Annotated in this window: 18 protein-coding genes; 10 read left to right on the top strand and 8 right to left on the bottom strand. The window is 69.9% G+C overall.

What is annotated here, in order from left to right:
- Nucleotides 1-11: 11 nt before the first annotated feature.
- From iolD to iolC, 4 genes are read right to left on the bottom strand one after another with little or no spacing between them, the layout of a single operon-like run.
- Nucleotides 12-1913, bottom strand: a complete 1902-nt coding sequence (gene iolD, locus AC068D_RS20630) for a 3D-(3,5/4)-trihydroxycyclohexane-1,2-dione acylhydrolase (decyclizing) (protein ID WP_478824449.1) — start codon at nt 1911-1913, stop codon at nt 12-14.
- A complete protein-coding gene (gene iolB, locus AC068D_RS20625; protein ID WP_478824448.1) occupies nt 1910-2746 on the bottom strand; it encodes a 5-deoxy-glucuronate isomerase in 837 nt (278 codons plus the stop codon). The genes iolD and iolB overlap by 4 nt, the downstream gene beginning before the upstream one ends.
- A gap of 16 nt (nt 2747-2762) precedes the next feature.
- Complete coding sequence (locus tag AC068D_RS20620; protein ID WP_478824447.1) at nt 2763-3653, bottom strand: Cgl0159 family (beta/alpha)8-fold protein; 891 nt, start codon at nt 3651-3653, stop codon at nt 2763-2765.
- Nucleotides 3650-4684, bottom strand: a complete 1035-nt coding sequence (iolC, locus tag AC068D_RS20615; protein WP_478824446.1) for a 5-dehydro-2-deoxygluconokinase — start codon at nt 4682-4684, stop codon at nt 3650-3652. The genes AC068D_RS20620 and iolC overlap by 4 nt, the downstream gene beginning before the upstream one ends.
- A gap of 130 nt (nt 4685-4814) precedes the next feature.
- On the opposite strand from iolC, the gene AC068D_RS20610 reads away from it, so the two are divergent.
- Entirely contained in the window at nt 4815-5726 is a 912-nt protein-coding gene (locus AC068D_RS20610; protein WP_478824445.1) for a sugar phosphate isomerase/epimerase family protein, read from the top strand.
- Between the two features lie 388 nt (nt 5727-6114).
- Nucleotides 6115-6312, top strand: a complete 198-nt coding sequence (locus AC068D_RS20605) for a helix-turn-helix transcriptional regulator (RefSeq protein ID WP_478824444.1) — start codon at nt 6115-6117, stop codon at nt 6310-6312.
- A 6-nt stretch (nt 6313-6318) separates the two neighbouring features.
- Here AC068D_RS20605 and AC068D_RS20600 read toward each other — a convergent pair whose 3' ends face one another.
- The gene (locus AC068D_RS20600; protein WP_478824443.1) at nt 6319-7374 is read right to left on the bottom strand and encodes a zinc-dependent alcohol dehydrogenase family protein; all 1056 of its coding nucleotides are present in this window, start codon (nt 7372-7374) and stop codon (nt 6319-6321) included.
- Nucleotides 7375-7415: 41 nt separating this feature from the next.
- Nucleotides 7416-9719 (bottom strand): MMPL family transporter, encoded by a 2304-nt coding sequence (locus AC068D_RS20595; protein WP_478824442.1) that lies wholly within the window; start codon nt 9717-9719, stop codon nt 7416-7418.
- A gap of 175 nt (nt 9720-9894) precedes the next feature.
- Between AC068D_RS20595 and AC068D_RS20590 the strand changes: the two genes are divergently transcribed.
- From AC068D_RS20590 to AC068D_RS20580, 3 genes are all read left to right on the top strand, one after another.
- Complete coding sequence (locus AC068D_RS20590) at nt 9895-10782, top strand: TetR/AcrR family transcriptional regulator (protein WP_478824441.1); 888 nt, start codon at nt 9895-9897, stop codon at nt 10780-10782.
- 175 nt (nt 10783-10957) lie between these two features.
- Entirely contained in the window at nt 10958-11269 is a 312-nt protein-coding gene (locus AC068D_RS20585) for a heavy-metal-associated domain-containing protein (protein ID WP_478824440.1), read from the top strand.
- A 70-nt stretch (nt 11270-11339) separates the two neighbouring features.
- Nucleotides 11340-13814 (top strand): heavy metal translocating P-type ATPase, encoded by a 2475-nt coding sequence (locus AC068D_RS20580; RefSeq protein ID WP_478824439.1) that lies wholly within the window; start codon nt 11340-11342, stop codon nt 13812-13814.
- A gap of 515 nt (nt 13815-14329) precedes the next feature.
- On the opposite strand, the gene AC068D_RS20575 is transcribed toward AC068D_RS20580, so the two are convergent.
- Both AC068D_RS20575 and recD2 read right to left on the bottom strand, forming a co-directional pair.
- Nucleotides 14330-15619: a citrate synthase gene (locus AC068D_RS20575; protein ID WP_478824438.1), complete on the bottom strand. Its 1290-nt coding sequence runs from the start codon at nt 15617-15619 to the stop codon at nt 14330-14332.
- Nucleotides 15620-15786: 167 nt separating this feature from the next.
- Nucleotides 15787-18015, bottom strand: a complete 2229-nt coding sequence (gene recD2 / locus AC068D_RS20570; RefSeq protein ID WP_478824437.1) for an SF1B family DNA helicase RecD2 — start codon at nt 18013-18015, stop codon at nt 15787-15789.
- 317 nt (nt 18016-18332) lie between these two features.
- Here recD2 and AC068D_RS20565 point away from each other — a divergent pair, with 317 nt between their 5' ends.
- From AC068D_RS20565 to AC068D_RS20545, 5 genes are all read left to right on the top strand, one after another.
- Nucleotides 18333-18854 carry a DUF937 domain-containing protein gene (locus tag AC068D_RS20565; RefSeq protein WP_478824436.1) on the top strand — a complete coding sequence of 174 codons (522 nt, stop codon included), beginning with the start codon at nt 18333-18335 and terminating at the stop codon, nt 18852-18854.
- A 619-nt stretch (nt 18855-19473) separates the two neighbouring features.
- Nucleotides 19474-20532, top strand: a complete 1059-nt coding sequence (locus AC068D_RS20560) for a LacI family DNA-binding transcriptional regulator (protein WP_478824435.1) — start codon at nt 19474-19476, stop codon at nt 20530-20532.
- A gap of 571 nt (nt 20533-21103) precedes the next feature.
- Nucleotides 21104-22048 (top strand): bifunctional helix-turn-helix transcriptional regulator/GNAT family N-acetyltransferase, encoded by a 945-nt coding sequence (locus AC068D_RS20555; protein ID WP_478824434.1) that lies wholly within the window; start codon nt 21104-21106, stop codon nt 22046-22048.
- Nucleotides 22045-22833, top strand: coding sequence for a sugar phosphate isomerase/epimerase family protein (locus AC068D_RS20550; RefSeq protein WP_478824433.1), 789 nt, complete (start codon nt 22045-22047; stop codon nt 22831-22833). The genes AC068D_RS20555 and AC068D_RS20550 overlap by 4 nt, the downstream gene beginning before the upstream one ends.
- 461 nt (nt 22834-23294) lie before the next feature.
- Nucleotides 23295-23753, top strand: coding sequence for a hypothetical protein (locus tag AC068D_RS20545; protein WP_478824432.1), 459 nt, complete (start codon nt 23295-23297; stop codon nt 23751-23753).
- Nucleotides 23754-24424 lie beyond the last annotated feature (671 nt).

The raw sequence follows: 24424 nt of genomic DNA, 5'->3' as shown, positions 1-24424 counted from the left end.
CTTCAAGTCCTTCAGAGATGGCGGCGTCGGGCTACGACATGCCGGTCGTACTCCTCCCGGGCCTTGATCGCCGACGGGCGGGTCGCGGTCGCGGCCACAGGAACATCCCACCACGCCTGGGCCGGGGGCGCGCCCGACACAGTGTCTGCCGTTTCGGTCTCGGCGTAGACACATGTGGGGCGGTCGGCCGCGCGGGCCTCCGCGAGAGCTTCGCGCAGGTCACGCACGGTCTTCGCACGGATCACACGCATCCCGAGGGACGCGGCGTTGGCCGCGAGATCGACGGGGAGCGGTGCTCCTGTGTACATACCGTCGGCTTCCCTGTGACGGTAGGCGGTGCCGAATCGCTCGGATCCGACGGCCTCGGACAGGCCGCCGATCGATGCGTAACCGTGGTTCTGGAGGATGAGCAGCTTGATCGGGATGTTCTCCTGCACTGCTGTGACGATTTCGGTGGGATTCATCAAGTATGTGCCATCACCGACGAGTGCCCATACGGGCCGGCCGGGCGCGGCCATCGCGACGCCGATCGCTGCGGGGATCTCGTAGCCCATGCAGGAGTAGCCGTACTCGACGTGGTACTGGTCACGGGACCGGGTGCGCCACAGCTTGTGGAGGTCGCCGGGGAGCGAACCCGCCGCGTTGATCACGATGTCGTCCTCGGTGACCATGCTGTCGAGCAGACCGAGAACCTGTGGCTGGGTGGGGCGCGCCTCCTCGTCGTGCACCTCGTACGCGGCGTCGACCCGGTGCTCCCAGCGCTCCTTGTCGTCCGTGTACTCCGTCTCGTAGGTGTGCTCGACGTGGTGGCCGTGAAGGGCCGCGGTGAGGGCTTCGAGGCCGGCCCGGGCATCGGCGACGAGCGGGAGCGCGGCGAGCTTGTGCGCGTCGAAGCCGGTGATGTTGATGTTGAGGAAGCGGACCTCGGGGTGGGTGAAGAGGGTGGCGGACGCGGTGGTGAAGTCGGAGTAGCGGGTGCCGATGCCGATGACCAGATCGGCGGCGCGGGCCAGCTCGTCGGCGACCGCGGTGCCGGTGTGGCCGATGCCGCCGACGTCCGCGGGGTGATCGTGGCGCAGGGAGCCCTTGCCCGCCTGAGTGGATGCGACCGGGATGCCGGTCGCTTCGGCGAAGGCCTTGAGCGCCGGCTCAGCGGCGCTGTGATGGACACCTCCGCCGGCGATGATCAGGGGCCTGCGAGCCGACCGGACCGCCCGTACCGCCGCCGCCAGCTCCTCCGGGTCGGGCTGCGGACGGCGTACGCCCCAGATGCGCTCGGCGAAGAACTCCTCGGGCCAGTCGTACGCCTCCGCCTGCACGTCCTGCGGCAGCGCGAGCGTGACCGCGCCGGTCTCGGCGGGGTCGGTGAGCACCCGCATCGCGGCGAGTGCTGCGGGGATCAGGGCCTCGGGGCGGTTGATCCGGTCGAAGTACTTCGACACGGGGCGCAGACAGTCGTTGACGGAGACGTCCCCCGCGGAGGGGACTTCGAGCTGCTGGAGGACCGGATCGGCAGGGCGGGCGGCGAAGGTGTCCCCGGGGAGCAGGAGAACGGGGAGCCGGTTGACGGTGGCGAGCGCGGCGCCGGTGACAAGGTTGGTGGCGCCGGGGCCGATGGATGTGGTGACGGCGTGGGTGGAGAGGCGGCCGCACTGGCGTGCGTGGCCGACGGCCGCATGGACCATGGCCTGTTCGTTGCGGCCCTGGTAGTAGGGCATGTCCGGGCCGCACTCCAGCAGTGCCTGGCCGATCCCCGCCACGTTCCCGTGGCCGAAGATGCCCCAGGTGGCGCCGATCAGCCGCTGCCGGTGGCCGTCGCGCTCGGTGTACTGGCGGGCGAGGAAGGCGATCAGCGCCTGTGCCGTGGTGAGACGGCGTGTGCCGGTGGTGGGCGTGGTCGGTCCCGTGCTCATCGGTAGCCCTCCGTGTGGTCGGGGTGGAAGCAGATCCGCCATTCCCGCTCGGGACCCGGGCCCGCCATGACGTTCAGGTAGTACATGTCGTGGCCCGGCGCGGCAATGGACGGTCCGTGCCAGCCGTCCGGCACGAGAACGGCGTCCCCGCCGCGGACCTCGGCGAGCAGGTCCGTACCGCCGGGGCGCGACGGCGACACACGCTGGTAGCCGAAGCCGTGCTCACCGTCGATCTCGAAGTAGTAGATCTCTTCCAGTATCGTCTCCTCGCCCGGCCGGTACTCGTCATGCTTGTGCGGCGGATAGGACGACCAGTTGCCGCCCGGTGTGAGCACCTCGACGGCGATGAGGCGGTCGCATGCGAAGGAGTCCGCGGAGGCGAAATTGTTGACGCGGCGGGCGCAGTTGCCCGTGCCGCGGTCCTCGACGGGAACCTCCGGCGCGGGGCCGTAGCGAGCGGGGAGTCGTCGCTCGCACTTCGCTCCTGCCAGGGCGAAGCGGCCTCCCACGCCGGAGGCGATCTGTGCATGGGCGTCACGCGGCACGTAGACGAAGTCGGTGACTCCGGCGAACACGCTCTCCCTGCCCAGCAGTTCAATGGATTCGCCCTCGATCTGCACCGTACAGCCACCGCTGAGCGGAAGCACGATCCACTCGCTGTCCCCCGCGGCGAGCAGGTGCGCATCTCCCGGACCCAGCTCCAGGACCCGCAGCGCGGAGTACCCCCAGCCCGCCGTCTCGGGGTTGATGTCGAGTGCGTACGGTCCGTCGCCGGCCGTCCCTGCCCGTACGTGCCGGTGCTGTTGTGCGGTGTTGGCGTCCCTGTGGTTCATGGGTTCTCCGTACCCTCTAGAGCAGTCCTACGGCCGTGTCGACCGCTCCCGCGACGTCGTCGTCGACCGGATAGAGCAGCGAGCGCCCCACCACGAGTCCTTGCACGGTGGGCAGTTGCAGCGCACCCCGCCATTTTTCGTACGCGCGCGCCTGGCCCTCGAAGGAGCCGCCCACCTCACCGCCGAGCAGGACGGCCGGGAGCGTCGACGTCTCCATTACGCGCGGCATGTCGTCGGGGTTGTCGGTGACGGGGATCTTCAGCCATGTGTACGCCGATGTGCCCGCGAGCCCGGAGGCGATGGCTATGGAGCGGGTGACCGCATCGGCGGACAGGTCGTTGACGAGCCGCCCGTCGACACGGCGGCAGATGAACGGCTCCACGAAGACGGGCAGACGGTGCGCGGCCATCGCGTCGATCGCGCGGGCGGTGGAGTGCAGGGTGTCGAGCGATCCGGGGTCGTCGTAGTCGATGCGGAGGAGCAGTTTGCCGGCGTCGAAGCCGAGCCGTGCCAGATCCTCCGCGCGGTACCCCGTGAAACGGTCGTCCATTTCGAAGGCGGCGCCCGCGAGTCCGCCCCGGTTCATGGAGCCCATGACGACCTTGTCGTCGAGGGCTCCGAGGAGGAGCAGGTCCTCCAGGATGTCGGCGGTGGCAAGTACTCCATCGACACCGGGGCGTTCCAGGGCGGTGCAGAGCCGCTCCAGCAGGCCACGACGGCTGGCCATGGCGAACCGGCTGTCGCCGACGGCCAGGGCACCGCGGGCGGGGTGGTCGGCCGCGATGATCATCAACCGTCCGTGGTCGCGGACCAGCGGCCGCCTTCGCCGCCGGGCAGCGGCTTCGGCGACGGCCTCGGGGCGATGGGCCCTGATCCTCACGAGGTCCGCGACATCGACCCGGGTCACGACGGCATCCCGGGAACACTGCCGGGCCCGTGGTCCGGTGCACCGCCCGGCCCGGGACGGGATCCCCGCCCGGGGGCGCGGCCGTCGAGGACGGCGTCGACCTCGGTGGGGAAGGGCATCGCGGACGAGCAGGCCAGACGGGAGGCGACGATGGCGCCCGCGGCATTCGCGAACCTCATCACCCGCTCCAGCTCCCAGCCGCCCAGCAGTCCGTGCACCATCGCTCCACCGAATGCGTCCCCCGCACCGAGACCGTTGACCACTTCGACCTCCACGGGCGGGACTTCGGCGGATGCGCCGTCGCTGCGCATGGCCAGTACGCCCTTGGGCCCCTGCTTCACCACGGCCAGTTCGGCCCCTGCACGGAGGAGCGCGCGGGCTGCCGCGTACGGCTCGCGCTCGCCGGTCGCGATCTCGCACTCGTCGAGATTGCCGACGGCGACGGTCGCACGGGACAGCGCCCGTTCGTAGTACGGGCGCGCCTCACCCGGATCGGTCCAGAACATCGGGCGCCAGTCCAGGTCGAAGACCGTGGTCCCGGACTTCGCGCGGTGCTCCAGCGCGGCAAGGGTCGCGGTCCTGCTCGGTTCGGCGCACAGCCCGGTGCCGGTCATCCAGAAGACCCGCGACGCGCCGATGGCTGCCAGATCCAGTTCTTCCGTGCGCAGTTCGAGATCCGGCGCCTTGGGCTGCCGGTAGAAGTACAGCGGAAAGTGGTCCGGCGGGAAGATCTCACAGAAGGTCACGGGTGTGGGCAGTCCCGGCACTGCGGTCACCCAGCGGTCATCGACCCCGAACTCCCGCAGTGCGTCATGGAGATAGTCACCGAAGGCATCCTGCCCGGTGCGGGTGATCACCGCGGCACGGCGGCCGAGCCGTGCCGCAGCGACCGCCACGTTCGTGGCGGAGCCGCCGAGGAACTTCCCGAAGGTCTCGACCCGAGTCAACGGAACCCCCGTCTGCAGGGGGTAGAGGTCCACTCCGATGCGGCCCATCGTGATCACGTCGTACGACTGAGGCGGCTGAGGCATACGTGTCCCTTCGGTTCCACGCCCGGCTGTCCCCTGGTCTAGCCCGCCCCGCCGAGGGCTGTCAACATTTTGTCCTGACATTCGGACGAAAGCTTGACACCTTTCTGCGACGGCCGGAAAGCTGGCCGCCATGACCTCCCCCGCACCCTTGCTCAACCGCATCCGGATCGGGTCGGCCCCTGACTCCTGGGGCGTGTGGTTCCCCGACGACCCGCAACAGGTTCCCTGGCAGCGCTTCCTCGACGAGGTCGCACGGGCGGGGTACGAATGGATCGAACTCGGCCCGTACGGCTACCTCCCGAACGACCCCGCCCGGCTCGCCGAGGAGACCACGTCGCGCGGACTGAGAGTGTCGGCCGGCACCGTCTTCACCGGGCTCCACCACGGGCCGGCAGTCTGGGAGAAGACGTGGGCCCATGTCGCGGACATCGCCGCACTCACCCGTGCGATGGGCGCGGACCATCTGGTCGTCATCCCTTCCTTCTGGCGCGACGACAAAACGGGTGCAGTGCTGGAGGACCGCACACTGACCGCCGAGCAGTGGCACAACCTCACCACCCAGACCGAACGCCTCGGCCAGGAGGTCGGCGACCGCTTCGGGCTGCGCATCGTGGTCCACCCCCATGCGGACACCCATATCGACAGCGAGGAGAACGTCAGCCGCTTCCTCGACGCGACTGACCCGGACCTCGTCGCGCTCTGTCTCGACACCGGCCACTACGCCTATTGCGGCGGCGACAGCGTCAAGCTCATCGAGACCTACGGTGAGCGGATCGGCTATCTCCACCTGAAGCAGGTGGATCCGGAGATCCTCACCGAAGTGGTGGCGAACGAGGTGCCGTTCGGGCCCGCCGTCGCACGTGGCGTGATGTGCGAGCCGCCGTCGGGCGTCCCGGCACTGGAGCCGGTACTTGCCGCGGCCCAGCGTCTCGACGTCGAACTGTTCGCCATCGTCGAGCAGGACATGTACCCCTGCCCCCCGGACAAACCCTTCCCCATCGCCGAGCGCACACGCCGCTTCCTCCGCTCCTGCGGCGCGTGACACCGGACCGGCCGGCTGCCGGCTGCGCTGCACCGCAGAACGGCGGCGGCCGGGGCGGCCACAAGACCTCGCTCCGGACCGGGCACTGCCGGTTCACGACCAGACCCGGGCGCGGAATCCGCCCTCGAATCGGCGAGGGAGTCGGCCCCGCCGCCGGGAGCCGGTCGCGTCAACCGCCTGATGACGCTGGTTTCGTCACATCGGTTGCCGATCGGTCACACATGTCTCCATTACGCGGTTCTTCCGTCACAAGCCCTCGACAGCCGCTCCCCCCTCCGTACCCCGTTTCGTTCATGGGGCACAGGCTCAGTGATCGCCAGCGTCCGCGTCGCAGCCCCCCGACGGCTCCACCTGCCGCCGCTGCGGCGCGCGCAGGGAGGTGCCACAGATGACGGACAGACGGCTCTGGTCCTACAAGGACATCGCCGCACACATCCGGGTGCAGCCGGACACGGTGCGCTCGTACCGCAAGCACGGCCTCCTTCCACCGCCCGACCATGTCGAGGCCGGTAAGCCCTACTGGTTCGCGGACACGATCCGCAGCTGGGTCGCAAATCGCCCAGGCAATAGGGGCCGTAGGGAATGAGCTCGCTCAGGTGCGGTGCGGCTCGATGATCGTCACGCCCGCACCCGGGGTCTCCCCCATGGCGGAGAGTGCGGCCGGGGCGTCGTCCAGAGAGATGACCGATGTCACCAGGAGATCCGGCCGCAGCACCCCGGAGCGAACCATCTCCAGCATCGGACCGTAGGCGTGCGCAGCCATCCCATGACTGCCCAGGATCTCCAGTTCCAGACCGATGAGCCGGCCCATGGGCACCACGGGGTCCCCGGCGGCCGACGGCAGCAGGCCGACCTGCACATGCCGTCCGCGACGACGCAGACTCTGCACCGAGGCCGCGCAGGTGGCCGGTGAGCCGAGTGCGTCGAGCGAGAGATGCGCGCCCCCACCCGTCAGCTCGCGCACCGCCTCGGCCGTACCACCCGCTCCGGTGAGCAGGGTGGCGTCCACGCACTCGGCCGCACCGAACCGGCGTGCCAGTTCCAGTGCCCGCGGCGAGACGTCCACCGCAACCACCCGCGCCCCACAGGCCACTGCGATCATCACCGCGGACAATCCGACCCCACCACAGCCGTGTACCGCGACCCATTCGCCCGGCGCCGCCCGCCCCTGGGCCACCACTGCCCGGAACGCGGTCGCGAACCGGCATCCGAGCCCGGCCGCCGTCGAGAACGACAACTCCTGGGGCACGGCCACCAGATTGACGTCCGCGTGCTCCAATGCCACGTACTCGGCAAAGGAACCCCAGTGGGTGAAGCCGGGCTGGGTCTGGTGCTCGCACACCTGCTGGTCCCCGGCCGCACAGGCGCCACAGCGGCCGCAGGCACAGACGAAGGGGACGGTGACCCGGTCCCCGGGGCGCCAGTTGGCCACACCGGGGCCCGTCGACACGACGACTCCGGCGAGCTCGTGCCCGGGGACGTGCGGGAGGGTGATGTCCGGGTCATGGCCCATCCAGCCGTGCCAGTCGCTGCGGCACAGACCGGTGGCCTCGACCCTGACCACCACGCCGTGGTCCGACGGCACCGGGTCCACAACCTCGCGGACCTCGGCGTCCTGCCCGTACTCCTGGAACACCACAGCCCTCATCGGCCTCGCCCTTCCCCGGGTCCGCTGGGATCGGCTCGAACCTATCCGCCCACCGCAGCCTTGTCGCGGTCCCGGCCGTCCTGGTCCTCCTGACCGCTCCGGGCCTCGTGGTCCATGACGGTCCGCGCCGCCTCCTCCCGCTTCTCGGCGTCGTGTTCCGCCGGAGCGGGCCCGGATATACCGCCCTCGCTGATGCCGAACCTGGCATGGAAGGCACGGAGCGGGGCCGGTGCCCACCAGGTCGCGCGGCCGGTCAGCCTCATCACCGACGGGACCAGAAGGCTGCGCACCACCATCGCGTCCATCAGCACGGCGAGCGCGATCCCGAGGCCGAGCATCTTGGTGTTGCTCACACGCGAGGTGCCTATCGCGACCATCACCACCGCGAGGATCACAGCCGCCGCCGTGATCAGCCCACCGGTGCGACGCAGGCCGTAGGCCACGGAGTGCTCATGGTCGCCTGTCCGGTCGTACTCCTCCTTGACGCGGGAGAGCAGGAACACCCCGTAGTCCATGGAGAGGCCGAAGGCGACACAGAACATCAGCACCGGCAGCGTCGTCTCGATGGCACCGGTCGGGGTGAAAGCGAGCGCCCCGGACAGGTGGCCGTCCTGGAACACCCAGACCACGGCTCCGAACATGGCCGTGAGGCTCAGCCCGTTGAGCACGACCGCCTGCAGGGGAATCATGAGGCTGCCCGTGAGCAGGAAGACCAGGAGCAGCGTGGCAACCGCGATGATGACCGCGGCCCAGGGCAGCCGGTCACCGATGGCTTCCTTGGAGTCGACGAGGATCGCGGCGTTTCCGGTCACCGAGGTCTCGAACGGTGCGGGCTGCGCACGCAACTCCTTCACGAGCCGCTGGGACTCCTCGCCCACGGCCTTCTCCTCGGGCAGTACCGAGAAGGTCGCCCGCGACCCGGATACGAGAGGCCCGTCGACCCGCAGCACTCCGGGGAGGTCGGCGATCCGGTCGCGGTACTCGGCATACTGCGCCGCCGTGGCCGATCCCTCGGCGAGGACGTCCAGTCCGCCACCGGGGCTCCCGGGGAATCCGTCCCGGATGTGCTGCTGGACCACGTGCGACTCGGCGTCGGACGGAAGCTGACGGTCGTCGGCGGGCCCGAACTTCACCCCCAGGAACGGCAGTCCGAGCAACACCAGACCGGCAGTGGTGGCCACCGCGAAGACGGGTGCCCGCCGCATCACCAGGGCGACCACCCGCCCCCAGCTTCCGCCTTCACCGCCGTCCACGGGGTCGGCGTCACTGTGCTTCCTGCGGCGTCCTCGCAGCATGCGACGCAGATCCAGTGAGTTCACCCGGTGCCCCAGCAACATCAGCGCGGCGGGCAGAAGGATCAGTGCCGCCGCGGCGGCGAGCAGCACCACGGCGATACCGGCGTAGGCGAAGGACCGCAGGAAGTACTGCGGGAAGACCAGCATCGCGGCCAGCGAAACGGCGACCGTGAGTGCAGAGAACAGCACCGTCCGGCCCGCGGTGCGCAGGGTGATCCCCACCGCCTCGCGGGTCTCTGCACCTGCGGCGAGCTCCTCCCTGAACCGGCGCACGATGAACAGGGCGTAGTCGATGGCGAGTCCGAGCCCGAGGGCCGTCGTCAGGTTCTGCGAGAAGACCGAGACATCGGTGAACTCGGTGAGCCCGCGCAGGACGGCGTTCGTGCCCAGGATGGCGACGATGCCGATGCCCAGGGGCAGCAGGGCCGCGATCGCGCTGCCGAAGACCATCACGAGCAGCACCAGGGTCACCGGCAGAGCGATCATCTCCGCGCGGAGCAGATCCTCCTGGATGATCGTCTGCATGTCGTGCATGACTCCGACCTGGCCCCCGAGGGAGACCTCCACGGGACCGTGCGTGCCCCGGTACTCGGGTGCGATGCGCTCCAGTACCTCATTGCGAGCCTTCTCGTCGCCCTCGATCCGGGCGGCGATCAGTGCCTCCCGGCCGTTCTCGGATCGCAGCGCGGGTGACTTGGTCTGCCAGTAGGACCCGACGCCTGTGACGTCCTCCTCCCCGGCGAGCCGCTTCGCGAGCCGCGCCGCCTCGGCAGCGACCGCCGGGTCGTCCACGCCCTTCCCGCCGCTGTCGAGGAGCAGCAGCAGATTCGGGCGTGCGGCCGGGAACTCACGGTCGAGGGCCTTCGTGGCGTATGTCGACTGGGCGTCCGGGGCCTCCCAGCCCCCGCTGCTCATACGGTCGGCGGCTCCGCTGCCCGCGAATACGGCGAGTGCCGTGATGATCAGGGCGAGAAGCAGCGACAGCCGTGGGCGGGCAGTGACGAAGCGTGTCCAGCGACCGATCGGCGGCGAGCTGTTGACTCCAGACATGGTGCGGTGTCCCCTTCACCGAGACCGTGCAGCGCAGCAGGCAAATGGGCAGGCAGCACCGGTCGACCATTGCCATAGACTGGCAAACACGAGTCATCGCTCGCGTTTTTCAAGAATGCGAGCGACCGCTCGTGTTTGTCAACCGCGACCGGAGAGCTGAGGATCGGTGATTCCCATGCCAGAGAAGTCCAAGGCCCGGGCAGCGACCGGAATCCCGGCCGAAACCCCGCCCGGCGGTCCGGCCGGCACCCCGGCCGCACCCCGTACGCCATCGGGCGGGACATCGGCCGAGGCGTCGGCCACGGCATCGGGAAGAAGGCCGAAGAAATCGCCGACCGGAGCACCCCCCGAGGCGGCGGACACCTCGACCCGGCCTCCGGCGGGGACGCCGCACACGGATTCCGCGTCAGCCACCGGAACCCCGGCCAGGCCCGCGCAGCCACGCCGCCGCCAGGCTCGCGGCGAACGTCGCATCGCCCAGTTGCTGGAGGCCGCGGCGGGTGTTTTCTGCCGCAGCGGCTACACCGCCGCCAGCACCAACGCCATCGCCCGCGAAGCAGGCGTGTCACCCGGCACTCTCTACCAGTTCTTCCCGAACAAGGAGGCCATCGCCGTCGAACTGGGCGGGCAGTTGCTCCAGCACTGGCGCGAGTCCCACGGCGCGGTCTTCGACACGCTCGACCCCACACTCCCTCTCGACAGGCTGCTGGACTCGGTACTCGACCCGCTGATCGCATTCAACTGCGAGAACCCTGCCTTCGCCGTCCTCATGCACGGCTCCGAGATCCCCGGCCGCATCACCGAGGAGCACGATGCCGTGCACTCGGCCCTGGTCGTCCGGGTCGAGGAGATACTCGCCGAACTTCTCCCCGCGGCACGGCCGGCAGAGCTCCACCGGACGGCGTGCATGGTGTTCGCCGTGGTCAAGTCGGGGCTGGAACTGATCCTGGCCCACGAGGGCGAGGAACGGGAGGCGTTCATCGTCGAGCTGAAGTCCCTCGTGTACCGGTACCTGGCACCACTGCACGCCCAGGCGTCGCTCGGTCGGACCGAAGGCCGGTAAGAAGGGCGACACCGGGAACACGTGCCGGAGGAATCTCGCATTCATACCCCCTAGGGGTATAATCTTGGGAGTGTCAGGGGGTCCCGGCATTCCCAGGACCCCCCGCGATGCACCAATGCCTCCATTGCACGAAGTGATCGCCCGAGTGCGATACGCCCTCGAAGAGGAGAACGTCATGACCGCCGAGACCAAGACCGAGTCCCCCGAGGCCACTGGCTCCTGCTGTTCGCCCGCCGGCTCCTGCCACGGCGGCGCATCGGACGTCCAGCTGGGCGGCCTCACCACGGTCTACGAGGTGAAGGGCATGACCTGCGGTCACTGCGAGGGCGCCGTGACGAGCGAGATCTCCGAGATCCCCGGCGTCACATCGGTCGAGGCGGTCGCGTCCACAGGCCGGGTCACCGTGTTCTCCGACGTTCGGCTCGACGACTCCGCGGTACGGGCCGCCGTCGACGAGGCGGGCTACGAGCTCGTCGGCCAGGCCTGACCTAGTCCCGCTTCCGGCCGGGTCATCCGTCTCGACGGTGGGCCCGGCCCCGCGCTTGGAGCACAGTCACATGAGCAACATCGCGAGCGATGCCCCAGACACGGTCACCTCCCGGACCGAGTTGCTGATCGGCGGGATGACCTGCGCCTCGTGCGCGGCACGGGTGGAGAAGAAGCTCAACCGCATGGACGGCGTCACCGCGTCGGTGAACTACGCGACGGAGAAGGCCCGCGTCTCCCATGGCGAGGGCACGAGCGTGCCGGACATCATCGCCGTGGTGGAGAAGACGGGTTACAGCGCAACGCCTCTGAGCGCACCGCCCGCACCTGCGACCTCAGCGGCTCCCGCCACCCCGGCCCCGGAGACCAGCGGCACCGCCCGTGCACCGGAGCCCCGGGCCGCGGAACCGGCCGGCGTGACGGTCACCGCCACGGAGCACCGACCCGCCGCCGTACCGGCCCCGGACGCCGGCGGCAGGGCTCCGGAACCCCGGGCCGGGGAACCCCCCGGCGTGACGGTCACCGCCACTGACCACCCACCCGCCGTCGCACCGGCTGCCGCCCCGCCCGACGCCCCTTCCGGCCTCGCCGTCGCCGCCCTGCGCGAGCGGCTCCAGGTGTCCGCGCTGCTCACCGTGCCCGTCGTACTGATGGGGATGGTGCCCGTCCTCCAGTTCGAGAACTGGCAGTGGCTCTCCCTCACTCTCGCCGCGCCCGTCGTCGTGTGGGGCGGGCTGCCCTTCCATCGCGCCGCGTGGACCAACCTCCGGCACGGCGCCGCCACCATGGACACCCTCGTCTCCCTGGGCACCCTCGCCGCCTTCGGCTGGTCCCTCTGGGCCCTGTTCTTCGGGCACGCGGGGATGCCGGGCATGCGTCACGGCTTCGAGCTCACCATCAGCCCCTCGGCCGGTGGGACCGACGGCATGTCGGCCATCTATCTGGAAGTCGCCGCAGGTGTCGTCACCTTCCTGCTGCTCGGCCGCTACCTGGAGGCCGGCGCCAAGCGCAAGGCCGGATCCGCGCTGCGGGCCATGCTGGAGCTGGGCGCCAAGGACGTCGCCGTACTCAGGAACGGGACGGAGGTGCGCATACCGGCCGACCGGCTGGTCGTCGGCGACCGCTTCGTCGTTCGCCCCGGAGAGAAGATCGCCACCGACGGCACGGTCGTCGAGGGCTCGTCCGCCGTCGACGCGTCGATGCTGACGGGTGAGTCCGTACCCATGGACGTCGCCAGCGGGGACAGCGTCACCGGTGCGACCGTCAACACCGCGGGCAGGCTCGTCGTGGAGGCCACCCGGGTCGGCGCCGACACCCAGCTCGCCCGGATGGCCCGGATGGTCGAGGACGCCCAGAACGGCAAGGCCCGGGTGCAGCGCCTCGCGGACCGCATCTCGGCCGTCTTCGTCCCGGCGGTCCTGCTGATCGCGCTGGGCACCCTGGTCACCTGGCTGCTGGTCACGGACGACGCGACCGCCGCCTTCACCGCGGCCGTCGCCGTACTGATCATCGCCTGCCCCTGCGCCCTGGGCCTGGCCACGCCGACCGCCCTCATGGTGGGTACGGGCCGCGGTGCGCAGCTGGGGATCCTCATCAAGGGGCCCGAGGTCCTGGAGTCGACCCGTACGGTCGACACCGTCGTCCTCGACAAGACCGGAACGGTCACCACCGGCCGGATGCGCCTGCAGGACGTGTACGTCACGGGCCCCACCACCGAGGAGGAGCTGCTGAGGATCGCGGGCGCCCTGGAGCACGCCTCCGAGCACCCGGTGGCCCGTGCCGTCGCGGAGGGTGCCGCGGCCAGGGTGGGTGCGCTCCCCTCGCCCGAGGGCTTCGAGAACGTACCCGGCCTCGGTGTACGCGGCACCGTCGAGGGCCGCGCCGTCCTCGTCGGCCGCGCGCGCCTTCTCATGGACGCGGGCGTGGAGCCGCCCCACGAGCTCGCCGGGATCTCCGGGCGGACCGCGGTCGCCGTCGCCTGGGACGGCAAGGCCCGTGGCGTACTGACCGTAGCGGACGCGATCAAGGAAACCAGCGCGGAAGCCGTCACCCGGCTGCGTGCGCTGGGGATGATGCCGGTGCTGCTCACGGGTGACGACCGCGCCGTGGCCGAGTCGGTCGCGACCGAGGTCGGCATCGACGAGGTGTACGCCGGGGTGCTGCCGCACGACAAGGTCGCCACGGTCCAGCGGCTTCAGGCGGAAGGCCGGACGGTCGCGATGGTCGGCGACGGGGTGAACGACGCAGCCGCCCTGGCCACCGCCGACCTCGGTCTGGCCATGGGCACCGGCACGGACGCCGCCATCGAAGCCGGGGACCTCACGCTGGTACGGGGCGATCTGATGGTCGCCGCCGACGCCATCAGGCTCTCCCGGCGGACCCTGGCGACCATCAAGGGCAACCTCTTCTGGGCCTTCGGCTACAACCTCGCCGCCCTGCCGCTGGCCGCCACTGGCCTGCTGAATCCCATGATCGCCGGATTCGCCATGGCTTTCTCGTCCGTTTTCGTGGTCAGCAACAGCCTTCGTCTGCGATCCTTCACGTGATACACAGGACCTTCACAAAGAGATCCAGATCACAGATATTTGTGGGTAACCATTCGGGCTCTTCGCGAGTCTAAGTGGGCGATGCCAGAACGTCTTGGGGGACGTTCATGGGATGTCTTGGGGGACGTCCCAGGCAAGCGTTGGCCGGGGCACGTAGACCGGGGAGCTTTGAGCGGCCCTCCCGACATACGTACCCCGGCAGACCGCGCGAAGAGCTTCTGCTGAGTACCAGCAGACGCCCGGGCCGGATCCCGTGGGGGGAATCCGCACCGGGGATATGGGAAGCGCCCCGTTTGTCGACCCGTGGGGGGATCGGCAGCGGGGCGCTTCTCGCTTTGCCGCGAGGGACGGGCGAGGGTCGGACCGGGTCGGAACAGCCCCCGTGGCAGCCTTCGGCGACTCACTCGGGTGGGGCGAACGGTCCGGGGACGGACGTCGTAGCGGGCCTCACAGCCCGCCGTGACCGGGCCCGGGGGGATCGGGCCCCCCGGGCGGCACACAGACGTCGGCAGACGTCAGCGAGCCTCGACGGGAACGAAGTCGCGCAGGACCTCGCCGGTGTAGATCTGGCGCGGGCGGCCGATGCGGGAACCCGGCTCCTTGATCATCTCGTGCCACTGGGCGATCCAGCCGGGCAGCCGGCCCAGCGCGAAGAGCACGGTGAACATCTCGGTGGGGAAGCCCATGGCCCGGTAGATCAGGCCGGTGTAGAAGTCCACGTTCGGGTAGAGGTTGCGCGAGACGAAGTAGTCGTCGGAGAGCGCGTGCTCCTCCAGCTTGAGGGCGATGTCGAGCAGCTCGTCGGACTTGCCCAGCGCGGAGAGCACATCGTGCGCCGCCGCCTTGATGATCTTGGCGCGGGGGTCGAAGCTCTTGTAGACGCGGTGGCCGAAGCCCATCAGACGAACGCCGTCCTCCTTGTTCTTCACCTTGCGGATGAAGGAGTCGACGTCCCCGCCGTTGGCCGCGATGCCCTCGAGCATCTCCAGCACCGACTGGTTGGCGCCGCCGTGCAGCGGGCCCCACAGGGCGGAGATACCGGCGGAGATCGAGGCGAACATGTTCGCCTGCGAGGAGCCCACGAGGCGCACGGTGGAGGTCGAGCAGTTCTGCTCGTGGTCCGCGTGCAGGATGAGCAGCTTGTCGAGCGCCGCGACCACGACCGGGTCGAGCTCGTACTCCTGCGCCGGGACCGAGAAGGTCATCCGCAGGAAGTTCTCCACGTACCCGAGGTCGTTGCGCGGGTAGACGAAGGGGTGACCGATCGACTTCTTGTAGGCGTACGCCGCGATGGTCGGCAGCTTGGCCAGCAGCCGGATCGTGGAGATGTTGCGCTGCTTCTCGTCGAACGGGTTGTGGCTGTCCTGGTAGAACGTCGACAGCGCACTGACCACGGAGGACAGCATGGCCATCGGGTGGGCGTCGCGCGGGAACCCGTCGAAGAACCGCTTGACATCCTCGTGCAGCAGGGTGTGCTGGGTGATCTCGCCACGGAAGGCGGACAGCTCGTCGACAGTCGGGAGCTCACCGTTGATCAGCAGGTACGCCACCTCGAGGAAGGTGGAGCGCTCCGCCAGCTGCTCGATCGGGTAGCCGCGGTAGCGCAGGATGCCCCGCTCGCCGTCGAGGTAGGTGATCGCGGATTTGTAGGCGGCCGTGTTCCCGTAACCGCTGTCCAGGGTCACCAGACCGGTCTGCGCCCGGAGCTTCCCGATGTCGAAGCCCTTGTCGCCGACGGTGCTCTCGACCACCGGGTAGGTGTATTCACCGTCCGCGTACCGCAGTACTACAGAGTTGTCGCTCACGTCATCCCTCACCGACGTAGTGCCTCTTCTTCGAGGTGCCCTGACTGTCTCTACCATCCCCCATTTGGCTGAGGAGAGTGCACTCGGGGTCGACCATTGGACCGATTGGCGGCACTCAGTGCCGTCAACCTACTCATCCTGCCCCCTTCGCCCTGGTTCCGGAAGCGTTAGGTGATCTTTCCCACGAACCCCTCACCTGTCAGTCGGTGATCGAGTGAGGTAAAGCGTCTACCTGCGGAGACGGTGCGCACTGCCTGACCTATCGCCTTGCGGGACCCGACGAGCACGACGAGCTTCTTGGCTCGTGTGACGGCTGTGTAGAGCAGGTTCCGCTGAAGCATCATCCAGGCGCCGGTGGTGACCGGAATCACGACCGCCGGATACTCACTGCCCTGCGAGCGATGGATCGTCACGGCGTACGCATGCGCGAGTTCGTCCAGCTCATCGAAGTCGTAGGGCACCTCCTCGTCCTCGTCCGTCAGCACCGTCAGCCGCTGATCGACCGGGTCGAGTGAGGTCACCACGCCGACCGTGCCGTTGAAGACTCCGTTCTTCCCCTTCTCGTAATTGTTGCGGATCTGCGTGACCTTGTCGCCGACACGGAACACCCGCCCACCGAACCGCTTCTCCGGCAGATCGGGCCGGGCGGGGGTGATGGCCTGCTGCAGCAGCCCGTTGAGCGTCCCCGCGCCGGCCGGTCCACGGTGCATGGGAGCGAGCACCTGCACATCGCGCCGCGGGTCCAGGCCGAACCGGGCCGGGATGCGCCGAGCCGCGACGTCCACGGTGAGCCGGCCGGCCTCCTCGGTGTCGTCCTCCACGAAGAGGAAGAAGTCGTCGAGGCCCTGGGTGAGGGGGTGGGACCCGGAGTTGATGCGATGGGCGTTGGTCACCACCCCGGACTGCTGGGCCTGCCGGAAGATCCGGGTCAGCCTGACGTTCGGCACCGGTCCGGAGTCGGCCAGCACGTCCCGCAGGACTTCGCCCGCGCCGACGCTCGGCAGTTGGTCCACGTCCCCGACCAGCAGCAGATGCGCGCCGGGGGCCACGGCCTTGACGAGCTTGTTGGCGAGGAGCAGATCCAGCATGGACGCCTCGTCGACCACCACCAGGTCGGCGTCGAGCGGCCGGTCCCGGTCGTACGCCGCGTCCCCGCCGGGCTTGAGCTCCAGGAGCCGGTGCACGGTGGAGGCGTCGGCGCCGGTGAGCTCGGCAAGCCGTTTCGCCGCCCGCCCCGTGGGCGCGGCGAGCACCACCTTGGCCTTCTTCGCGCGTGCCAGCTCCACGATCGAGCGGACCGTGAAGGACTTGCCACAGCCCGGCCCGCCGGTGAGGACGGCCACCTTCCGGGTGAGCGCGAGGCGCACGGCCTGCTCCTGCTCGGGGGCCAGCTCCGCTCCCGTACGGTCCGCCAGCCAGGCGAGCGCCTTGTCCCAGGCCACGTCGTGGAAGGCCGGCATGCGGTCTTCCGCCGTACGCAGCAGGCGGATCAGCTGGGCGGTGAGGGACAGCTCGGCGCGATGGAAGGGCACCAGATAGACCGCGGTGACGGGATCCCCGCCGTCCGGGCCGGGGACCTGCTCCCTCACGACCCCTTCGTCGTCGGCGGCGAGTTCGGCGAGGCAGTCGATGACCAGGCCCGTGTCGACCTGCAACAACTTCACCGAGTCGGCGATGAGCCGCTCCTCGGGGAGGAAGCAGTGGCCCTGGTCCGTGGACTGCGACAGTGCGTACTGCAGACCGGCCTTGACCCGGTCGGGGCTGTCGTGCGGAATGCCGACGGCCTGGGCGATCCGGTCGGCGGTGAGAAAGCCGATGCCCCAGACGTCCGCCGCGAGGCGGTACGGCTGGTTCTTCACGACGGAGATCGAGGCGTCCCCGTACTTCTTGTAGATCCGGACGGCGATCGACGTGGAGACGCCCACCCCCTGGAGGAAGACCATCACTTCCTTGATGGCCTTCTGCTCCTCCCAGGCGGCGCCGATCATGCTCGTGCGCTTCGGGCCGAGGCCGGGCACCTCGATGAGCCTCTCCGGCTCCTGCTCGATGACGTCGAGCGTGTCCGACCCGAAGTGGTCGACGATCCGCTCGGCGATTCTGGGGCCGACGCCCTTGATGAGGCCGGAACCGAGGTAGCGGCGAATGCCCTGGACAGTGGCGGGGAGGACCGTCGTGTAGTTCTCGACGGTGAACTGTTTGCCGTACTGGGCATGGGAGCCCCAACGGCCCTCCATGCGCAGTGATTCACCCGGTTGCGCACCGAGGAGGGATCCGACCACCGTGAGGAGATCAACGCTGCCACGGCCGGTGTCGACCCGGGCGACGGTGTATCCGTTCTCCTCGTTGGAGTAGGTGATCCGCTCGAGGACCCCTTCCAGCACTGCCAGATTGGACATGACCCGACGCTACCGCCCGGGTCGGACAGTCGGTCCGGCCTGTGGAGAAATCCCCTGCCGCCGGCGGTGACGGCCAGCGGACGCACCCGCGACCGCCTCGCCCGTACCTCACCGAACAGGTCAAGGGGCCCGGCCGCCTGGCCGGGCCCCGCGCACTCCCCCTCCGACAGAGCTCCCCGATCCCCCCAGATCCCTCCCCGGGAACCCTGACGCCAAGTACGACTCGCCTCACGCCAGAAGGGTTGCACGATTGCGGGCAGTTATTTTTCCGGAATTCCGAAATGCTGACATACCGGGGCACCCTTAGCGTTTTCGCCATGAGTGACGATTCACTGCAGCAGGACGTACTGAACGAGCTCGGGGACGACCGCCTTCACGAGATCGCAGGGCTTCTCGGCACGGACGGGGCAGCGGCTTCGAACGTCGTGGGCACGTCGGTGTCCGCACTCTCCGGAGTCCTGCGCGAGGCCGCCGCGGAACCGGAGCACGCGGAAGAAGTGCGACAGGCCCTCTCCGAGGTGTCCGAACCTCCGCTGGAGGGCGTGATGACCCTGGGCGGGCTGGGCGGGGGCCTGATGGCGAGCGTGCTCTCCCGGCTCGCCAGACCCGCTGCCGCGGCCGTGGCCAAGAAGACCGGCATCCCTGTGGCCACGGTCAGCCGCGTGCTCGAACTGCTGGTCCCCGTGATCGTCACGGTCCTCACCAAACGCGCAACGAAGGGCCGGCCGACCGCATCCGGGGCCGGCCACCCTGCGGGAGCCTCCGGCCCCACCGCCCCTCAGGCCGGCGGGGCCGACGCCCTGGGCGGCCTGCTGGGCGGCGCCACCAAGGAGCGGTGAGCAGGACCGGGAAGAGGGGAGAGCTGCAGGAACCCGCAGCACCCGCGCGCCACGCGGCGTCGCACCGGCGAACCTGCACAGCACACACAGCACATACCCCGACCCGAAATCCTGCGCGGGGCAGGTCACACGGCGTCAGCTGGTCGATGTCGAGCACACGTTGCATGAAACGCGCTGCATGAAACGGACCGTCGCCCCCGACTGCGCGCGGCACCGTCCGCGCCCACCGCTCCTCGAAGGCTCCGCCTCGATCGGCGCAGCGGCCGGCTCCGGGACCCGGCACGGCGTCCATCCGCCGATGGCCTCAGCCCGAGTTCGCCAAGCCACCGCACACACCCTCGAGCGGACCCCGGATACGGCTCCCCCAGGGCAATGTGACGAAGGAACAACTCGCACAGCGCTGTGAACCTGTGCGGCGATGCACACGGTCGCGCCCGGCACGAAGCGGCCCGTGCGTCCCGCGCCTCACGAAGCCGCACCCCTGACTCCGCCCTGCCGTCCGGACATCGCCTCGATACGGCCGCGAAACGGTGACAGCAAGCGCTTTCTGTGCGCTATGACGCTAGCCTGCGCACACTGGCCCGGCAAGTGCTCGCGGCCCGAGCCCCGGAGGAAAGCGATGACAGTCACGCTGGCGGATGTGGCGGCCCGCGCCCGGGTGTCTCCGGCGACCGTCTCCCGGGTCCTGAACGGAAACTACCCGGTGGCCGCGACGACCCGGGAGCGAGTGCTCCGCGCCGTCGACGAACTCGACTACGTACTCAACGGCCCGGCCAGTTCGCTGGCTGCCGCCACCTCCGACCTGGTCGGGATCCTGGTCAACGACATCGCCGACCCGTTCTTCGGAATCATCGCCGGGGCGGCACAGACCGCCATCGGCGAGGGCCCTTCCGGACGGGCGGGCGGCGAGAAACTGGCGGTCGTCTGCAACACGGGCGGCTCGGCGGATCGCGAACTGACCTATCTCACCCTGCTGCAGCGGCAGCGGGCTGCGGCGGTCGTCCTCACCGGAGGCGCGCTGGAGGACCCCGACCATGCGGCCGCCGTGTCGGCCAAGCTGGCGAAGCTCGCGCATGCGGGTACGACCGTCGTGCTGTGCGGTCGGCCACCCGTGCCGGGCGGGTCGGTCACGGCGACGCTCACGTTCGACAACCGGGACGGCGGGCGACGGCTCACCGAGCATCTGATCACGCTCGGGCACCGGCGGATCGGGTACGTCGCGGGCCCGGCGGAACGGACGACCACCAGGCACCGCCTCGAGGGCCACCGGGCGGCACTGGCCGCCGCGGGGATCCGTGAAGATCAGGAAAACCTCACCGTGCACGGCATGTACGACCGCCGCTCCGGCTACGACGCCACGCTGGAGCTACTGCGGCGAGACCCGGAGCTCACCGCGATCGCCGCCGCCAACGACACGGTGGCGCTGGGTGCCTGTGCAGCGCTGCGCGACCGGGGCCTGCGCATTCCGGAGGACGTCTCCGTGGCCGGCTTCGACGACCTGCCGTTCTCGGTGGACACGGTCCCCGCACTGACGACGGTCCGGCTGCCGCTGCACGAGGCGGGGGTACGCGCGGGGCGGCTGGCCATGGGGAAGGAGGCACCACCTCCCGGTGGCATCGCGAGGATCGGCGCGGAGTTGATGGCACGGGCGTCGACGGCGCCGCCGAGGAGGGCGTGAGACGCCGGACCGGACGCACTCCGGGCGGGGCGGCGCCGACATGGACGGACCCGACCGGTCCGTGATGCCGGACCGGAACCGGGCCGACGGGGGGCTCCCGCCCGTCCCGGGCCGGCAGGGCGACACCCGTGCGGGGCGGAGCGGTCGGCGCAGGGCTGCCGGCATCGACCGACCGCAACCGGATCGACGGGAGGCCCGGCCGGGTGGAGCCGCGCCCGACAGAACCGCTGATCGCGGCAAACCCGCGGATCGCAGCAGAACAGCGGCAGCCCAGGCGGCACATGCGGCCGACGGCCCGCCGGAGCGCGCCCCGGACCGGGTCCCGGCAGCGGACTGTCGGAACACGGGTTCCTGAAACCGCAGCGGTCCGGATCAGGGCGTGGACCAGGCCTGATCAGGGCGGCACCCGGACCGGGCTCGCTGCAGAGGCGCACGTTCCGACCTGTCGTGGGACGAAACCGTCGCACTCGATCTGCGCCGGCGGCTCCGCCCGGGAGTTTTCCACAGGCCTTGTCGCGGGTCGCGGCCGAAGCCTAGCCTTGACTCAGTCAAAGGAAGGTCGGGGTGGGTCATGGCCGTGCACGAGATCCGCGCTTTCAACCGCTTCTACACGAACCTCATCGGCGCGCTCGACTACAGCAAGCATCTGTACACGCCGTACACACTGACCGAGTCCCGTGTGCTCTACGAACTGGCGCACGCCCCGCGCACGGATGCCGCCGACCTCCGGGTCGAGCTCTCCCTGGACGCCGGCTATCTGAGCCGGCTGCTCGGCAAGTTCGAGCGTGACGGCCTGGTCCAGCGGGCCCCCTCCGAAGTGGACTCACGGCGCCAGCGCATCACGCTCACGCAGCGTGGGCGTGAGGCGACGGCGTTGCTGGACGAGCGGTCGCGCGAGGCGGTCGGCAGGCTGCTCTCCGCGGTGCCGGAAGAGGACCGCCCCCGTCTGACGGATGCGATGCGTACGGTGCGGGACATACTGGGCGAGGCCCGGCCCGACCAGGAACGGCACCGCGGCGGGCCCGTGCTGCGCGATCCGGCACCCGGTGACCTGGGCTGGATCGTCCAGCGCCACGGCGCGCTCTATGCGACGGAGTACGGATGGAACACCGAGTTCGAAGGTCTGGTGGCCCGCATAGTCGCGGACTTCGCCCAGGACCATGACCCGCATCTGGAGCGGGTATGGATAGCGGAGCTCGACGGCCGTCCGGTCGGTTCGGTGATGTGCGTGCGGGACGAGGCACCGGCCACCGCCCGGCTGAGGCTGCTCCTGGTCGAGCCGGAGGCACGAGGCCATGGCCTCGGTGACCGGCTGGTGGAGGCGGTCGTGGAGTTCGCCCGTGGAGTCGGCTATCGGGAGGTGGTGCTGTGGACCAACGACGTACTCACCGCAGCCCGGAAGATCTACCAGCGCGCCGGCTTCACGCTCGTCGCCGAAAAGCCCCACCGCTCGTACGGAGCCGATCTCGTCGGCCAGGACTGGCGGCTCTCGCTCACGGAAGGATCGCTCCTGTGAAGCTCGCTTTCTCCACCCTTGGCGTCCCTGGAATGCCCGTTCCCGAGGTGGCTTTCCTCGCTGCCACGACCGGCTACGACGGTGTCGAGCTGCGCGCCGCACCTGACGAGCCGGTGCACCCGGGCATGGGCGCGCATGAACGGGCCGCAGTGGCGGCGCAGTTCGCCGATGCAGGCATTGAGGTCCTGACGATCGCCGGGCACGCGCGCGTGGCCTCCGCGGGCGACGACGAGGCCGTACGCCAGGAGCTTGACGGGTTGCTCCGGCTGGCCAAGGACCTGGGCGCCTCGTACATACGGGTCTTCCCGGGCGGCGGCGACCAGAAGCCGGACGACGCGGACGCCACGGCAGCCCGCCGCCTCGCCTCCGCGGCGGAGACAGCGGCCGACCTGGGCGTGCGCATCCTGCTGGAGACCCACGACTCGCACAGCACCGGCGCGGCGGTGTCCCGTGTCCTGGGTACGGTCGGCCATCTGCACACAGGCGCGCTGTGGGACGTCCTGTATCCCTGGCTGGAGGACGAGTCCCCGGCCGCCACCCACGCAGCCCTCGCCCCGTTCCTCGGCTATGTGCAGGTGAAGGACGTGGCCTCGCCGGAGAATCTCGCCCCCCTCCCCCTCGGTTCCGGGGTGCTGCCGCTGGCCGAGTGCCTCGCCCTCACCGACGAGGACGGCTGGGTGTGCTGGGAGTACGAGAAGCACCGGCACCCGGAAGCTCCGGACCTGTCCGGACTGTTGGTACCGGGGAGGGAGCACCTGGAGTCGATGTCCGCATCAGCGACGTGAGAGCCACTCCAGCACGAGGAGTGCACGAGAAGCGCCGCAGCTCCCCGGCCGCCGGCGGCTGATCACCTCGTCGGGCGTCAGAGCCGCTGCGGACACCCCCGAAGGTCCGGGACGGGAGGGAGAACGGCGCCGCTGAACAGGGCAGGGCACCGGCGCAGGATCGGGCTCCGGCTCCGCAGCCGAAGACCGCGGAGATCCACGCGGTACGGACGACCGCCCGGCGGCGGACCAGCCGAAATAACGCGATGTGCGGCGAGGTCCCGGTCCGGGGCTCCGCACAGTGGTGACGACGGCCAGAGCTCTACCGGCGGAATACACGCTGCGAGCTCCTCGCGGACACAATGATGTAGCACCAGAGCGGATTCTCCCCCACTGGAGGAAGCAGTGCTAAAGAATCGGGAGCGTCGGGTGATGAGTAGGCTGGTAGCGCCGCTTCTGCTCGGCAAGCCGTGGAGGTCCCCGTGAGCCACGACCAGCAGCACCGGGCCCCGCAGGGCATTCAGGCCACAGAAAGCCCTCGGGCCCCCCACAACCGCGCCCCCGCCGTCATCGACTGGAGCCACGGCGACCAGGTCGTGCGCTGGACGGACGACGGGCAGACCGTGGAGAAGCGATATGCCCGCCCCACCCAGGCGGCCCTGGCGTGGGACGGTCGGGTCCTCGTCGTCGAGGCGATGGACGACGCGCCGTACACCCCCACCGACAACGCAGTCGTGTACGAGGCCGACGGGACGGAACTGATACGCCTCAAGCCCCCGAGAGACCTGGTCGCAGAGCCGTCGTGGGTGTTCGGGTTCTACACGGCGCACCTCGGCACGGATGGGCTGCCGGTGCTCGTCGTCGCCACCCAGGTCGGGGACTACTGGGGACACCCCGATCTGGCGGCCGGCACTCTGAGGGACGTACAGGAGTGGCGCTGACGCACAGCGCACAACGTTCGCCGCCGCAGGGCCTTTTGCGCGCTGGCGCTCGCGGGCCGCAGAGGCTTCGTGGAGCCAGGGGGTCCACACCTTCGTGGAGCCCGGGGAACGCGGAGAGTGCGCGTTCATGGGTGCACCCCCTTCGGAGCCTTGCCCCATGGGCCCTGCTCATCCCATGAGCCCTGTCCGGTTCACGGGCCGGATGCGCTTCACAAGCCGCATGCACTTCACAGGCCGCAACAGCCGCCGGGAAGCACAGCCGCGCGTGCGGTTCACCGATGCAGCACTGGAGACGGGAGACCCATGAATGGGGCCGCATCCTTCCCATCCGCACCATCTGTCCGGAATCCCAGAAATCCGGGCAAGTCGGGGAACCCTCCGGCATCCCGGGGCGTCCAAGCGCCGCCCTGCCGGTGAGTCACCGCAGAGCGGTGTCGGCTCTCGCTGCTGGCCGCGATCGCTGACTCCCCTCTACAACCGCCTGCGGCCGGCAGTGCACGCCGCCACCGGTGCACCCCCTCCCTGACGCCGGTGGCGGCCCCCACTCCCCCGCCACGCGCCGGCAGCCCGCCGGCCCCCGGCCCGTCGAAAGGCCCGCGACCCCTTCCTGCCGCCCGGACCGCCCGGCCGCCGTCCGGCGCGCCCTTCGCGCCAGATCTCTTGACTGGCAG

The sequence above is a fragment of the Streptomyces sp. NPDC043861 genome (assembly GCF_056435905.1).
Note: the sequence above shows the minus strand (reverse complement) of the source record. Positions and strands in the feature narration are given on the sequence as shown.